This window comes from Burkholderia sp. MSMB1588 (genome assembly GCF_001546925.1).
GTDB classification, from domain to species: Bacteria; Pseudomonadota; Gammaproteobacteria; order Burkholderiales; family Burkholderiaceae; genus Burkholderia; species Burkholderia humptydooensis.
The window spans coordinates 237,162-251,097 of sequence record NZ_LNJS01000002.1 but is presented as its reverse complement, the minus strand read 5'-3'; the positions used below and the strand labels follow the sequence as shown (position 1 = coordinate 251,097).

The window sequence follows — 13,936 nt, the reverse complement described above, 5'->3', positions numbered from 1 at the left end:
GTTTCTGCTTTGTCGGGGCCGGCAATCGGAGAGCAGCCTCGGAAGGCAGCCGCGCATCGGCCAATTCGCCCGTCGAGCTGGCTGGCCAATGGGCCGAACGCAACGCACCGAACGACATCATCCGCCATCGCACCGCGCGCCGGCCCGTGTCACTTCTGCAGCAACGCCTTCAGGCTCGCGAGCCGATCCTTCGGCGTCATCGGCGCCTCTTCCGGCGTCGGCGGCGGCGCTTCGTCGAGCCCCATCTCGGCGATGAAGCGCGACTGCTCGCAGACAATCGTCTCGCGCGCCCGCTTGCGCTTCTTGCACCAGTTCAGATGCAGGCTGCGCTGCGCGCGCGTGATCGCGACGTACATCAGCCGGCGCTCTTCCTCGATCCGCTCGTCGTCGATCGGGCCGTCGTCGCTGCCGCCGCTGTGCGGCATGATCCCTTCCTCGACGCCGACGAGAAACACGTGCGGATACTCGAGCCCCTTCGACGCGTGCACGGTCGACAGCCGCACCGCGTCCGGGTCCTCTTCCTTGCCTTCGAGCATCGACATCAGCGCGACCGTCTGGATCAGCCCGAGCAGGTTCTTGCCTGTATCGGCGAGGCCGTCCGCGTTGTGGAAGCCTTCGGCCTCGCCGTCGAGCGCCTCGCCCGGCTCCGGCTTCGTCCCCTTGCGCTTCAGCCATTCGAGGAATTCGAGCACGTTCTGCCACTTCGTCTGCGCCTGCCGTTCGTCGTACGCGTCGTACAGATACGCTTCGTAGTGGATCGCGTCCATCATGTCGTCGAGGACGACGGTCGCGGGCTCCTTGTCCGCGCGATCGGTCAGCCGCTGGATGAAATCGCAGAAGATCCGCAGCGGCTCGATCTGCCGCGCGGACAGCCGCGCCTCGATCCCGCCCATGTACACCGCCTCGAACAGCGACACCTTCGCCTGCCCCGCGAACGCGCCGAGCGCCTCGAGCGTCGTGTTGCCGATCCCGCGGCGCGGCGTCGTGACCGCGCGAATGAACGCGGGATCGTCGTCGGCGTTCGCGATCAGGCGCAGGTACGCGCACAGATCCTTGATCTCGGCCTTGTCGAAGAACGACTGGCCGCCCGACAGCACGTACGGAATCCGCTCGCGCCGCAGCACCTGCTCGAAGATGCGCGCCTGGAAGTTGCCGCGATACAGGATCGCGTAATCGCGAAACTGCGTGCGCCGCTCGAACTTGTGCGCGGACAGGCGAAACACGACCGATTCGGCCTCGTGTTCCTCATCGTTGCACGGCGTGACGGTGATCGAATCGCCCATCCCGTGCTCGGACCACAGCTTCTTCTCGAACAGCTTCGGATTGTTCGCGATCACGTTGTTCGCGGCCGTCAGAATCCGCACCGTCGACCGGTAGTTCTGCTCGAGCTTGACCAGGTGCAGCTTCGGGAAATCCTTGCCGAGCTGCGCGAGGTTTTCGAGCGTCGCGCCGCGCCAGCCGTAGATCGCCTGGTCGTCGTCGCCCACGGCCGTGAACGCCGCGCGCGGCCCCGCGAGCAGCTTCAGCAGCTCGTACTGGCACGCGTTGGTGTCCTGGTATTCGTCGATCAGCAGATAGCGCAGCTTGTTCTGCCAGCGGTCGCGCACCGGCTCGTTTCTCGCGAACAGCTCGGTCGGCAGGCGGATCAGGTCGTCGAAATCGACCGCCTGGTACGCGTGCAGCGTCGCGACGTAGTTCCGGTAGACGAGCGCGGCCTGGTGCTCGTCCTCGTTCGCCGCGATCGTCATCGCCTCCTCGGGCGTGACGAGGCCGTTCTTCCACAGCGAGATGATCGTCTGGATCTTGCGGATCAGGCCCTTGTCGGTCGTGCCGATCTGCTCCTGGATCATCCCGAAACAGTCGTCCGAATCCATGATCGAGAACTGCGGCTTCAGGCCGACGTGCTCGGCCTCCTGCCGCAGGATCTGCACGCCGAGCGAATGGAACGTGCACACCGTCAACTGGTTGACGGGCACCTTGCGGCCTTCCTTGCCGGGCGTCGTGAGCGTCTTGCCCTCGAGGAGCTTGCCGACGCGCTCGCGCATTTCGGCGGCGGCCTTGTTCGTGAACGTGACGGCGGCGATGTGGCGCGGCTCGAAGCCTTTTGCCTCGATCAGGTGCGCGATCTTCTGCGTGATGACGCGCGTCTTGCCGCTGCCCGCGCCGGCGAGCACGAGGCAGGGACCGTCGAGATAGCGCACCGCTTCGCTTTGAGCGGGATTCAGGCCTGCGGACATGATTGCGGATGGTGTTGCGGTTGACGGCGGCGAAGCCGGAAGGCGCCGCGAGCGAAGCGCGGCCGGCGTGCGCAAGGCCGCGCCCGGCGCGGCGAACGGCGTCGCGGGACGCGCATGTTAACACGGCGGCGGCCGGCGATTCTTTCGCAAATGTGAAACAACGGTCACGTTGGCCATTCGGACGGTGCGCGTCGGGCGTTCGCGCGACAGCGACGCCTGCCGGCGACGCGACGTTCGCCCGGACGGACGGCCGCTCCGCGTCTTCGCATCGCGAGGCGCTCTGGTAGCATGCTCCTTTTACCGGACGCCCCCGCGATGCTCGCGCTGAAGCTCACGCTGGTCCCGCTGTTTCTGCTGCTCGTGTCGATGTCGGGCAGATGGTGGGGGCCATCGATCGCGGGCTGGCTCGCCGGGCTGCCGGTCGTCGCCGGTCCGATCCTCTTTCTCGTCGCCGTCGAGCGCGGCCCAACGTTCGGCGCGCATGCGGCGCTGCTGTCGCTGTCCGCAATCGCCGCGTCCGAGGCGTTCAACTTCGCGTATGCGTGGACCTGCCGCCGGCATCGGTGGCCGCTCGCGCTCGCGGCCGGCCTCGCCGCCTGGGGCGCCGCAGCCAGCGCGCTCGCGCGACTGCCCGCGACGCCGCTCGCCGCAACGGCCGTCGCGCTCGCGGCGACATGCTTCGGTCAGTCCTGCCTGCCGCGCGGCGCGGCGGTCGTGCCGCGCGCGCCGTTGTCGCGCGCCGATCTGGCCGGCCGGCTCGCTGCGGGCGCGATGCTCGCGTTTGCCGTCACGTCGCTGTCCGGCGCGCTCGGCGCCGCATGGAGCGGCCTCCTCGCTGTGTTTCCGCTCCTCGGCAGCGTGCTGTCGGTATCGTCGCACCGCGCGCACGGGCCGGACTTCGTCGTCCACCTGCTGCGCGGGATGGTGCTCGGCCGCTTCTCGTTCGCGGCGTTCTGCCTGTGCGCCGCGCTCGCGCTGCCGCATCAGCCGGCCATTCCGGCGTTTGCCGAAGCCGCCGCGCTGGCGATCGTCGTGCAGGGCATGACGAGGCGGTTCGCGGGGCAACGCGCCCGGCCGCCCGCGCTCGCGCGGGCCGCGACGCCCGACTGAACAATCGCGCGCCGCTATCATGAATGAGCGCGCGCGCCCGACCTCGACGCCCATCCTCACGGAACGCCATATGGGATACCACTTCGCCACCGCCGCACTCGGCCCGTTGCTGCTCGCACAAGGCCGCCGCGTCAGGCGGGTGACACCGCGCCTCGCCGAAGCCGACGGGCCGCGCAGCGGCGTCGACGGCGCCGGGCCGCCGCTGCGCCTGCTCGTGCTCGGCGATTCGGCCGCTGCGGGCGTCGGTGTCCCGACCCAGTCCGACGCGCTCGTCGGGCAGCTCGTGCGCGCGCTCGCGCCGTTCCATCGCGTCGAGTGGCGGTTGCTCGCGCGCACCGGCGCGACGACGCGGGATCTGCTCGACTGGCTCGATGCCGAGCCCGACGCGCACGTCGACGCGGTCGTCACGTCGCTCGGCGTCAACGACGTGACGGACGGCGTGCCGCCCCCGCGCTGGCGCGACACGCAGGCGGCGCTCGTCGAGCGGCTGACGACGCGCTTCGGCGCCGCGCACGTGATCCTGACCGCGGTGCCGCCGATGCATCGTCTTCCGGCGCTGCCGCAGCCGCTCAGGTGGTATCTCGGGCTGCGCGCGGGGCGCCTGAACGCCGTGCTGTCGCGCTGGGCCGCCGGGCAGCCCGCTTGCGAGTTCCTGCGGGTCGACATGCCGCTCACGCGCGACGCCATGGCGTCGGACGGTTTTCATCCGGGCGCGCTGGCCTGTGCGGCGTGGGCCGAGCAGGCCGCCGCGGCAATCAGGCGACGGTTGGCGGGGGCGGCGCCGTTGCAGGCGGCGGGCGGCTGACGCACTCCGGCGAACGCGTTTCAGCCTCCGGCTCACGAACCGGCAATCCGTCGACAATCGCCGGCCGATCGACGGAATGCGGGCGCACGCCTTGTCCGTTCGGCCAGCGTCGCCGACAAACCGTTCCGCCCCCCATTCGGCATGCCACAATAGGCATCCGTCGCCGTGCGGCGTCCGAGCCGCGGCGCCCCCGTTTCGCAAGCAGACAGGATCGTTCATGTCGTCAATGCTCAAGATTGGTTTGATGGGTTTCGGTTTTGCAGGCGCGACGTTCCATGCGCCCGTCATCGCGCACAGCGGCCGCACGCAGCTTGCCGCGATCGCGACCGGCCAGCCGGACCGCGCGGCCGCCGCGTATCCGGGCGCCGTCGTCGTGGCGGATCTCGACGCGCTCGTCGCGCGCGAGGATGTCGAGTGCGTCGTGATCGCGACGCCGAACGACACGCATGTCGAGCTGGCGAAGCGGGCGCTCGAAGCGGGCAAGCACGTGGTCGTCGACAAGCCGGTCACGCTGTCGGCCGCCGATGCGCTCGTGCTCGCGCGTCTCGCGGCCGCGTGCGGCCGCGTGTTCGCTCCGTTCCACAACCGCCGCTGGGACGGCGATTTCCTGACCGTGCGCCGGCTCGTCGAAAGCGGCGAGCTCGGCCGCATCGCCTATTTCGAATCACACTTCGACCGCTTCCGCCCGCACGTGCGCACGCGCTGGCGCGAGGAAGCGGCGCGCGGCGGCGGGCTGCTGTTCGATCTCGGCCCGCACCTGATCGATCAGGCGCTCGCGCTGTTCGGCGCGCCGGACACGGTGAGCGCGACGGTGAAGACCCGCCGCGACGGCGGCGACGCGCCCGACTTCGTCCACCTGCAGCTCGGCTATCCGGACAAGGACGTCGTGCTGCACGCGAGCGCGCTCGCGGCGATCGAGCCCGCGCGCTTCACCGTGCTCGGCACGCAGGCCGGCTATCAGAAGCACGGGCTCGACACGCAGGAGGATCAACTGAAGGCGGGCCTCACGCCGGACGATGTCGAATTCGGCGGCGGCAACCCGCCGGGTGTGCTGCGCGGCCTCGACGGCGAACTCGAAGTCGAGCGGCCTGTGCCGACGCTCGACGGCCAATACGCGGAGTTCTATCGCGCGCTCGCCGCGTCGATTCACGACGGCGCGCCGTTCCCCATCGCGCCGCAGGACGCCGTCGACGTGATGACGATCATCGAACTCGCGATGCGCAGCGAACGCGAAGGCCGGCGTCTGCCGTTCGTGCGCGAAGTGGCCTGAGCAGGCGGCGGCGCGATCGTGCCCTTCGCGTCCGGGCCTTGATCGCCGACAAACGGTTACAAACAATTCGGAAACGAACGTCATCTCGGTGCCGGTCTGAGCCGTTCGTCCCTTTACTGTCCGGCATCGACATACTGTCCGGCATCGACAATCAGGAGAATGTAATGCAACGGTTGATCCGCGCGGCGGCATGCTGCGTCCTCGTCTCGTCGCTCGCGGCATGTGTGGTCGCGCCGCAGCGCCCGGCGCCTGCGCCTGCGCCCCGCCCCAGTCCGCAAGTGGTCGGCTACGAGCGGATGCAGCAAATCCAGGGCCGCATCGACAACCTGAGCCATCGCATCGACGTGCGCGTGAACGCCGGCTACTATCCGCCGCCGCAAGGCGCCGGGCTCCATCGCCGGCTCGACGTGATCCGCCAGGAATCAACCGACATGGCCGCCCAGCATGGCGGCGGCCTGTCCGCCGACGAGCAGCGCGTACTCAATCAGGAACTCGACGTGGCCGCGCGCGCGATCGGCGAGTAAGCGTCCGGCGGTCTCCGGGCCGCCTGTCAGACGATACTTCGACGCGCGGCTTCGGCGCCCTTTTCGCCCAGGCCGCGCGCGCCGAGGGAATGCTTCGCGATTCCGCCCCCGGCCCGCTCACCGCTCACGACGAACGAGCGCCCCATCCCATCCGCAGCCCGCGCCGCCAACGCCGGACGCGCCGCCGCTTGCCTTAAAGCGACAGCGATTTGCCCAAATTGACAACCCATTCGCGCTCGCGTACATTCGCCCGCACGCGTCGGGAGAGCGTGCGGCCGCCGTCCGTTGATCGAAAGGCAAGCCGCGCCGCCGAAGGGGCACACCCGCAAACTCTCAGGCAAAAGGACCGACCGCGTCGAAGAACCCGTCTGGCCACATGCGTCGGACGACGTTTTTCGCACTCTGGAGAGCGGCAGTAGCCGCGTGCGCGCAACGCGACGCACGGGCAGGCTGCCCACCGAAGGGGCGCGCGCGAGCCGGATCGAGTCCGTCGCGCAATCTCTCAGGTATCGAGGACAGAGGGGCATGCACGCATCGCAGGCGGCTTCATGCGCCGGCGGTTCGCCGAGTTGCCGTTTTGTTTTCGCGCCCGGGCTTCAAGCCCGGCCGTCTTGCCTGGGACCCCGATGACCGTTCTCAAAATCACCCCGCTTCACGCCGCGCATCGCGCCCTCAACGCCCGCATGGTCGATTTCGGCGGCTGGGACATGCCCGTCAACTACGGCTCGCAGATCGAAGAGCACCAGGCGGTGCGCACCGATGCCGGCATGTTCGACGTGTCGCACATGTGCGTCGTCGATTTCACGGGCCCGCGCGTGCGCGCGTTCTTCGAGCACGCGCTCGCGAACAACGTCGCGAAGCTGCAAACGCCCGGCAAGGCGCTCTATTCGTGCCTGCTGAACCCGCAAGGCGGCGTCATCGACGATCTGATCGTCTACTACTTCACCGAGGATTTCTTCCGCGTCGTCGTGAACGCCGGCACCGCCGACAAGGACGTCGCGTGGTTCAACCAGCTCAACGAGCAAGGCGGCTTCGGCCTCACGATCGCGCCGCGCCGCGACTTCGCGATCGTCGCCGCCCAGGGCCCGAACGCGCGCGCGAAGGTGTGGGACACGATCCCCGCCGCGCGCGCCGCGACGAGCGAGCTCAAGCCGTTCAACGCCGCGCAGGTCGCAGGCACGCCGTTCGGCGACCTCACCGTCGCGCGCACCGGCTACACCGGCGAGGACGGCTTCGAGATCATCGTCCCGGCGACGCACGTCGAAGCGCTGTGGAACGCGCTCGCCGAGCGCGGCGTGCGCCCGTGCGGGCTCGGCGCGCGCGACACGCTGCGCCTCGAAGCCGGCATGAATCTGTACGGCCAGGACATGGACGAGACGGTGTCGCCCCTCGACGCCGGTCTCGCGTGGACGGTCGATCTCGCCACGCCACGCGCGTTCGTCGGCCGCGACGCGCTCGAAGCGAACGGCTCGCGCGCCGCGTTCGCCGGCCTCATCCTGCAAAAGGAGAACGGCCGCGCGGGCGGCGTGCTGCGCGCGCACCAGAAGGTCGTGACGCCGCACGGCGAAGGCGAGATCACGAGCGGCACGTTCTCGCCGACGATGCAGGAATCGATCGCGTTCGCGCGCGTGCCGAAGGACGTCGCAATCGGCGACACGGTGCACGTGCAGATCCGCGACAAGCAACTCCCCGCGCGCGTGGTAAAACTGCCGTTCGTGCGCAACGGCAAGGTGCTCGCGGTCTGACGCGAAGCAACCGGCGCGCCCGCGCGCGAATCGAGACTCACATTCAAACGCTTGCAAGCATTCAATCTCAGGAGCATCCGATGAGCAACGTCCCGGCCGATCTGAAATACACCGATGAACACGAGTGGGTGCGCACCGAAGCCGACGGCACGCTGACGGTCGGCATCACCGATCACGCGCAGAGCACGCTCGGCGACATCGTCTTCCTCGAACTGCCGGAAGTCGGCAAGACCGTGTCGGCGGGCGACGCCGTCGGCGTCGTCGAGTCGGTGAAGGCGGCGTCCGACATCTACTCGCCGGTATCGGGCGAAGTCGTCGAAGTGAACGCGGCGATCGTCGACACGCCGGACGAAGTCAACAGCGACGCGTACGCGAGCTGGCTCTTCAAGATCAAGCTCGCCGACGGCGCGTCGACCGACAAGCTGATCGACGCAGCGGCCTACAGCAAGCTGATCGACTAACAACCATTCACGAACCGCGCGGCGCGTGGGCCGGCTGGCCCCGCCCCGCATGGGACCGCCACGGGGCTGGAGCAAGCGCTGAAGCGCTCACTCCAGCCAGCCGCGCCATGGGATCAGAGTAAGCGCTAAAGCGCTAGCTCTGATCGACACAGGACCACCATGAAGCTCGAACACCCGGACCGCCTGATGAACCGCACGCCCCTCTCGCTCGCCGCGCTCGAAACGCACGACGCGTTCGCCGAACGCCACATCGGCCCCGATGCCGCCAGCCAGCAGGCAATGCTCGACACGCTCGGCTTCGCGTCGCGCGCCGACCTGATCGACGCCGTGATCCCCGCGCCGATCCGCCGCGAGGAGACGCTGCCGCTCGGCCCGTTCGCGCAACCGAAGAGCGAGGCGGAAGCGCTCGCCGCGCTGCGCGCGCTCGCGGACAAGAACCAGGTGTTCCGCTCCTACATCGGCCAGGGCTACTACGACACGCACACCCCGGCCGTCATCCTGCGCAACGTGCTCGAAAACCCGGCGTGGTACACCGCGTACACGCCGTACCAGCCTGAAATCTCGCAGGGCCGCCTCGAAGCGCTGCTGAACTTCCAGCAGATGATCGCCGACCTGACAGGCCTCGCAATCGCGAATGCGTCGCTGCTCGACGAGGCAACGGCCGCAGCCGAAGCGATGACGCTGCTGCAGCGCGTCGGCAAGCCGCAGTCGAATGTGTTCTACGTCGCCGACGACGTGCTGCCGCAAACGCTCGAAGTAGTGAAAACGCGCGCGAAGCCGGCCGGCATCGAAGTGAAGACGGGCCCGGCCGCCGACGCCGCGGGCGCGAACGCGTTCGGCGTGCTGCTGCAATATCCGGGCGTGAACGGCGATGTGCGTGACTATCGCGCGCTCGCCGAAGCGATCCACGCCGCGGGCGGCCACGTCGTCGTCGCGGCCGACATCCTCGCGCTCACCGTGCTCACGCCGCCCGGCGAATGGGGCGCGGACGTCGCGGTCGGCAACACGCAGCGCTTCGGCGTGCCGATGGGCTTCGGCGGCCCGCACGCCGCATACCTGGCGGTGCGCGACGAATTCAAGCGGCAGATGCCGGGCCGCCTCGTCGGCGTGACCGTCGACGCGCAGGGCAAGTCCGCGCTGCGCCTCGCGCTGCAAACGCGCGAGCAGCACATCCGCCGCGAGAAGGCGACATCCAACGTCTGCACCGCGCAGGCGCTCCTCGCGATCATGGCGAGCATGTACGCGGTCTATCACGGCCCGCGCGGCCTGAAGACGATCGCGCTGCGCGTGAACCGCACCGCGGCGCTCCTCGCCGCGGGCGTGAAGCAGCTCGGCTACGCAACCGTCAACGACACGTTCTTCGACACGCTGACGATCGACACCGGCGCGCGCACCGCGCAGATCCACGCGGTCGCGAACGCGAAGCGCATCAACCTGCGCCGCGTGAGCGACACGCGCGTCGGCATCTCGGTCGACGAGACGACGACCCGCACCGATCTCGCCGACCTGCTCGCCATCTTCGCGCAGGCGGCAGGCGCGATGGCGCCCGACGTCGCCGCGCTCGACGCAGCCCTGCCGGGCGCAGCCGTGCTGCCCGCCGGCCTCGCGCGCACGAGCGCGTACCTCACGCACCACGTGTTCAACCGCCACCATTCGGAAACGGAAATGCTGCGCTACCTGCGCAGCCTGTCGGACAAGGATCTCGCGCTCGACCGCTCGATGATCCCGCTCGGCTCGTGCACGATGAAGCTGAACGCGACGTCGGAAATGCTGCCCGTCACGTGGCCCGAGTTCGGCCAGATCCACCCGTTCGCGCCCGCCGAGCAGACGGCCGGCTATCGCGAGATGATCGACCAGCTCGAGCAGATGCTCGTCGCGGCGACGGGCTACGCGGCCGTGTCGCTGCAGCCGAACGCCGGTTCGCAGGGCGAGTACGCGGGCCTCCTCGTCATCCGCGCGTATCACGAGTCGCGCGGCGAGAGCCATCGCAACGTCTGCCTGATCCCGGCTTCCGCGCACGGCACGAACCCGGCGTCCGCGCACATGGCGGGCATGAAGGTCGTCGTCGTCGCGTGCGACGCGCAGGGCAACGTCGACATCGCCGATCTGAAGGCGAAGGCCGAGCAGCATGCGAACGACCTCGCGGCGATCATGATCACGTATCCGTCGACGCACGGCGTGTTCGAGCAGAACGTCCGCGAGATCTGCGAGATCGTGCATGCGCACGGCGGCCAAGTGTACGTCGACGGCGCGAACATGAACGCGATGGTCGGCCTGACCGCGCCCGGCCAGTTCGGCGGCGACGTGTCGCACCTGAACCTGCACAAGACCTTCTGCATCCCGCACGGCGGCGGCGGCCCCGGCGTCGGCCCGGTCGCGGTCGGCCCGCACCTCGCGAAGTTCCTGCCGAACCAGCGCTCGACGGGCTACGCGCGCGGCGAAGAAGGCATCGGCGCGGTGTCGGCCGCCCCGTACGGCTCGGCGTCGATCCTGCCGATCTCGTGGATGTACATCGCGATGATGGGCGCGAAGAACCTGACCGCCGCGACCGAAACCGCGATCCTCAACGCGAACTACATCGCGAAGCGCCTCGCGCCGCACTACCCGGTGCTGTACTCGGGCCCGGGCGGGCTGGTCGCGCACGAGTGCATTCTGGATCTGCGCCCGATCAAGGATTCGAGCGGCATCACCGTCGATGACGTCGCGAAGCGCCTGATGGATTACGGCTTCCACGCGCCGACGATGAGCTTCCCGGTGCCCGGCACGCTGATGGTCGAGCCGACCGAATCGGAATCGCAGGAGGAACTGGACCGCTTCGTCGCGGCGATGATCGCGATCCGCGACGAAATCCGCGCGGTCGAGGAGGGCCGCGCCGACCGCGAGGACAATCCGCTGCGTCACGCGCCGCACACGGCGGCCGTCGTCACCGCGAACGAATGGCCGCACGTGTACTCGCGCGAGCAAGCCGCGTACCCGGTCGCGTCGCTCGTCGCGAACAAGTACTGGCCGCCCGTCGGCCGCGCGGACAACGCATATGGCGACCGCAACCTGTTCTGCTCCTGCGTGCCGGTATCGGATTACGCCTGACGCGCCGGCGCGGCCCGCGCGCCGCGCCACCCTTCCTTCACCGACGACGCGCCGTCCGCAATACTTTGTTGCGGACGGCGCGCGCGTTCGCATTCGCCCGCAAGTCCGGCTAACATCTCACACCGCGATCCAGCCAACAAAGGAGTTCTGCATGGTGCGTCAGACGTTTCCGGGCCGCGCGCAGGCGATGCGGCGGCGCTTGAGCGCGCTCGCGCCGGCGCTCGTCGCCGCCGCCGCGCTGGCGGCGGCCGGCCCCGCGCGGGCGGCGATGAATTTCTGCGCCGCCCCCGCGCTGCAAAGCAGCGAGGCGACGCATGCCGAACCGGGCGTGCAGGCGCTCATCAAGAGCGTCGACGCGCACCTGAACGACGAGCCGAAGGCGCTGCCGCGCGTGCACACCGAGGGCACGCTGCCGCACGAGGGCATTTACGACCAGAGCGCCGAGGCGCTCAACGACCTGGAACTGATGCGCAACGCGGCGCTCGCGTGGCGCGTGACGAACCAGAGCCGCTATCTGGCGCTCGTCGACCGCTTTCTGTCGACGTGGGTGAACACGTACCGCCCGAGCTTCAATCCGATCGACGAGACGCGCTTCGAGAGCCTGATCCTCGCGTACGACATGACGGCGAGCGCGCTGCCCGTGAAGACGCGCAACGCGACGGCCGCGTTCATCGCGTCGCTCGGCAACGGCTACGTGCAGGAGATCGACGCGCAGAAGCGCCCGCTCAAGGGCACGTGGCGCAATAACTGGCAAAGCCACCGGATCAAGCTGATCGCGCTCGCCGCATTCACGCTCGGCGACCGCAAGATGATGAACGCCGCGCAGCGGCTCTTCATCGAGCATCTCGCCGACAACATCGAGCCCGACGGCACGACGTACGATTTTCTCGAGCGCGACGCGCTGCACTATGCGGTCTACGATCTGCAGCCGCTCGTCACGGCCGCGCTCGCCGCGCGGCGCTTCAACCGCAACTGGCTGCGCGAGCGCGCGCCGAACGGCGCGACGCTCGCCGCCGCGCTCGACTGGCTCGCGCCGTACGCGCGCGGCGAGAAGACGCACGAGGAATTCGTCCACTCGCCGGTGCCGTTCGACGCGAAGCGCCGCGAGGCGGGCCTGCCCGGCTACTCGGGCGCGTGGGAGCCGAAGAACGCGACCGAGCTGTTCCATCTCGCCGCGCGCCTCGACGGCCGCTACACGGGCATCGCCCAACAACTGTCGCCGATGCCGCCGGCGTGGCTGGCCGCGTGCCTGCCGTTGCCGGCGCGGTGATCCCCTCATACATCCGGTCATTCAGGAAACGAAATGGCAGTCAGCGTGTTCGATCTTTTCAAAATCGGTATCGGTCCGTCGAGTTCGCACACGGTCGGGCCGATGCGCGCCGCGCTGATGTTCGCGCAAGGGCTCGAGCGAGACGCGCTGCTCGCCGCGACCGCGAGCGTGAAGGTCGAGCTGTACGGCTCGCTCGGCGCGACCGGCAAGGGCCACGGCACCGACCGCGGCGTGATGCTCGGCCTGATGGGCGACGCGCCCGACACCGTCGATCCGTCGACAATCGCCGCGCGGCTCGATGCGGTGCGCGACTCGAAGGCGCTTGCGCTGCTCGGCACGCACCCGGTGCCGTTCGTGCCGAAGGAGCACATCGCGTTCTACCGGCAGGCGCTGCCCGAGCATCCCAATGCGATGAAGCTGCGCGCGACCGACGCGACGGGCGCGGTGCTGCGCGAGGCGACGTATCTGTCGGTGGGCGGCGGCTTCGTCGTCACCGCGGGCGCGGCGAACACGAAGGTGCTCGCCGCCGCCGAGCAGATGCCGCATTCGTTCCGCACGGGCGCCGAGCTGCTCGCGCTCACCGCGTCGACCGGCAAGTCGATCGCGCAGTTGATGTGGGAGAACGAGCGCGCGTGGCACACCGACGAGGAAACGCGCACGGGGCTTATGAAGATCTGGGACGTGATGCAGTCGTGCGTCGCGCGCGGCTGCGGAATCGGCAATCCGGACGCCGACGGCAACCTGCCCGGCCCGTTCCAGGTCAAGCGCCGCGCGCCGCAGCTCTACCGCGCGCTGACGGGCAATCCGGAACGCGCGCTCCAGGACCCGCTGTCGATGATCGACTGGATCAACCTGTACGCGATCGCGGTCAACGAGGAGAACGCGGCGGGCGGGCGCGTCGTCACCGCGCCGACCAACGGCGCGGCGGGCATCATCCCGGCCGTCCTCCATTACTACACGCGCTTCACGCCGGGCGCGAACGAGCAAGGCGTGGCCGACTTCCTGATGACCGCGGCGGCGATCGGCATCCTCTACAAGCTCAACGCGTCGATCTCGGGCGCCGAAGTCGGCTGCCAGGGCGAAGTCGGCGTCGCGTGCTCGATGGCGGCGGGCGCGCTCGCCGCGGTGCTGGGCGGCACGCCGCAGCAGGTGGAGAACGCCGCCGAGATCGGGATGGAGCACAACCTCGGCCTCACCTGCGATCCGGTCGGCGGGATGGTGCAGATTCCGTGCATCGAGCGCAACGCGATGGCGTCGGTGAAGGCCGTCAACGCCGCGCGGATGGCGCTGCGCGGCGACGGCAGCCACTACGTGTCGCTCGACTCCGTGATCAAGACGATGCGCGAAACCGGCGCGGACATGAAAACGAAATACAAGGAGACCTCGCGCGGCGGGTTGGCGGTGAACATCGTCGAGTGCTGAGTGCT

11 protein-coding genes and 2 riboswitches are annotated in these 13,936 nt (G+C 69.2%); of the genes, 9 read left to right on the top strand and 2 right to left on the bottom strand.

Features of this window, described 5'->3' with window-relative positions; translation table 11 throughout:
* Positions 1 to 149: 149 nt before the first annotated feature.
* Entirely contained in the window at positions 150 to 2,237 is a 2,088-nt protein-coding gene (locus tag WS92_RS29355; RefSeq protein WP_006023881.1) for a UvrD-helicase domain-containing protein, read from the bottom strand.
* Positions 2,238 to 2,552: 315 nt separating this feature from the next.
* Between WS92_RS29355 and WS92_RS29350 the strand changes: the two genes are divergently transcribed.
* The 7 genes from WS92_RS29350 (at position 2,553) to gcvP (ending at position 11,239) form a co-directional block, all read left to right on the top strand.
* Positions 2,553 to 3,347 (top strand): hypothetical protein, encoded by a 795-nt coding sequence (locus WS92_RS29350; protein WP_006023883.1) that lies wholly within the window; start codon positions 2,553 to 2,555, stop codon positions 3,345 to 3,347.
* A 70-nt stretch (positions 3,348 to 3,417) separates the two neighbouring features.
* Positions 3,418 to 4,152 (top strand): SGNH/GDSL hydrolase family protein, encoded by a 735-nt coding sequence (locus WS92_RS29345; RefSeq protein ID WP_059933213.1) that lies wholly within the window; start codon positions 3,418 to 3,420, stop codon positions 4,150 to 4,152.
* Between the two features lie 217 nt (positions 4,153 to 4,369).
* Positions 4,370 to 5,422 (top strand): oxidoreductase, encoded by a 1,053-nt coding sequence (locus WS92_RS29340; protein WP_009913979.1) that lies wholly within the window; start codon positions 4,370 to 4,372, stop codon positions 5,420 to 5,422.
* Between the two features lie 164 nt (positions 5,423 to 5,586).
* Positions 5,587 to 5,946: a hypothetical protein gene (locus WS92_RS29335; RefSeq protein ID WP_059933183.1), complete on the top strand. Its 360-nt coding sequence runs from the start codon at positions 5,587 to 5,589 to the stop codon at positions 5,944 to 5,946.
* Between the two features lie 250 nt (positions 5,947 to 6,196).
* A riboswitch (glycine riboswitch) is annotated at positions 6,197 to 6,306 on the top strand.
* A 32-nt stretch (positions 6,307 to 6,338) separates the two neighbouring features.
* A riboswitch (glycine riboswitch) is annotated at positions 6,339 to 6,475 on the top strand.
* A 97-nt stretch (positions 6,476 to 6,572) separates the two neighbouring features.
* Complete coding sequence (gene gcvT, locus WS92_RS29330; protein WP_009913982.1) at positions 6,573 to 7,691, top strand: glycine cleavage system aminomethyltransferase GcvT; 1,119 nt, start codon at positions 6,573 to 6,575, stop codon at positions 7,689 to 7,691.
* An 80-nt stretch (positions 7,692 to 7,771) separates the two neighbouring features.
* Positions 7,772 to 8,152 carry a glycine cleavage system protein GcvH gene (gene gcvH, locus WS92_RS29325; RefSeq protein WP_006023888.1) on the top strand — a complete coding sequence of 127 codons (381 nt, stop codon included), beginning with the start codon at positions 7,772 to 7,774 and terminating at the stop codon, positions 8,150 to 8,152.
* A 159-nt stretch (positions 8,153 to 8,311) separates the two neighbouring features.
* Positions 8,312 to 11,239 carry an aminomethyl-transferring glycine dehydrogenase gene (gene gcvP, locus WS92_RS29320; RefSeq protein WP_059933181.1) on the top strand — a complete coding sequence of 976 codons (2,928 nt, stop codon included), beginning with the start codon at positions 8,312 to 8,314 and terminating at the stop codon, positions 11,237 to 11,239.
* On the opposite strand, the gene WS92_RS37330 is transcribed toward gcvP, so the two are convergent.
* Positions 11,230 to 11,355, bottom strand: coding sequence for a ubiquinol-cytochrome C reductase (locus WS92_RS37330; protein WP_082743821.1), 126 nt, complete (start codon positions 11,353 to 11,355; stop codon positions 11,230 to 11,232). The genes gcvP and WS92_RS37330 overlap by 10 nt on opposite strands.
* A gap of 35 nt (positions 11,356 to 11,390) precedes the next feature.
* Between WS92_RS37330 and WS92_RS29315 the strand changes: the two genes are divergently transcribed.
* Together WS92_RS29315 and WS92_RS29310 are read left to right on the top strand one after the other, a co-directional pair.
* Positions 11,391 to 12,509, top strand: a complete 1,119-nt coding sequence (locus tag WS92_RS29315) for an alginate lyase family protein (protein WP_006023891.1) — start codon at positions 11,391 to 11,393, stop codon at positions 12,507 to 12,509.
* Positions 12,510 to 12,542: 33 nt separating this feature from the next.
* Positions 12,543 to 13,931 (top strand): L-serine ammonia-lyase, encoded by a 1,389-nt coding sequence (locus tag WS92_RS29310; protein WP_006023892.1) that lies wholly within the window; start codon positions 12,543 to 12,545, stop codon positions 13,929 to 13,931.
* Positions 13,932 to 13,936: the final 5 nt, after the last annotated feature.

Coding starts and splice junctions, on each gene's coding strand:
- WS92_RS29355 (WP_006023881.1), bottom strand. CDS start 2,237: ATGTCCGCAGGCCTGAATCCCGCTCAAAGCGAAGCGGTGCGCTATCTC.
- WS92_RS29350 (WP_006023883.1), top strand. CDS start 2,553: ATGCTCGCGCTGAAGCTCACGCTGGTCCCGCTGTTTCTGCTGCTCGTG.
- WS92_RS29345 (WP_059933213.1), top strand. CDS start 3,418: ATGGGATACCACTTCGCCACCGCCGCACTCGGCCCGTTGCTGCTCGCA.
- WS92_RS29340 (WP_009913979.1), top strand. CDS start 4,370: ATGTCGTCAATGCTCAAGATTGGTTTGATGGGTTTCGGTTTTGCAGGC.
- WS92_RS29335 (WP_059933183.1), top strand. CDS start 5,587: ATGCAACGGTTGATCCGCGCGGCGGCATGCTGCGTCCTCGTCTCGTCG.
- gcvT (WP_009913982.1), top strand. CDS start 6,573: ATGACCGTTCTCAAAATCACCCCGCTTCACGCCGCGCATCGCGCCCTC.
- gcvH (WP_006023888.1), top strand. CDS start 7,772: ATGAGCAACGTCCCGGCCGATCTGAAATACACCGATGAACACGAGTGG.
- gcvP (WP_059933181.1), top strand. CDS start 8,312: ATGAAGCTCGAACACCCGGACCGCCTGATGAACCGCACGCCCCTCTCG.
- WS92_RS37330 (WP_082743821.1), bottom strand. CDS start 11,355: ATGTTAGCCGGACTTGCGGGCGAATGCGAACGCGCGCGCCGTCCGCAA.
- WS92_RS29315 (WP_006023891.1), top strand. CDS start 11,391: ATGGTGCGTCAGACGTTTCCGGGCCGCGCGCAGGCGATGCGGCGGCGC.
- WS92_RS29310 (WP_006023892.1), top strand. CDS start 12,543: ATGGCAGTCAGCGTGTTCGATCTTTTCAAAATCGGTATCGGTCCGTCG.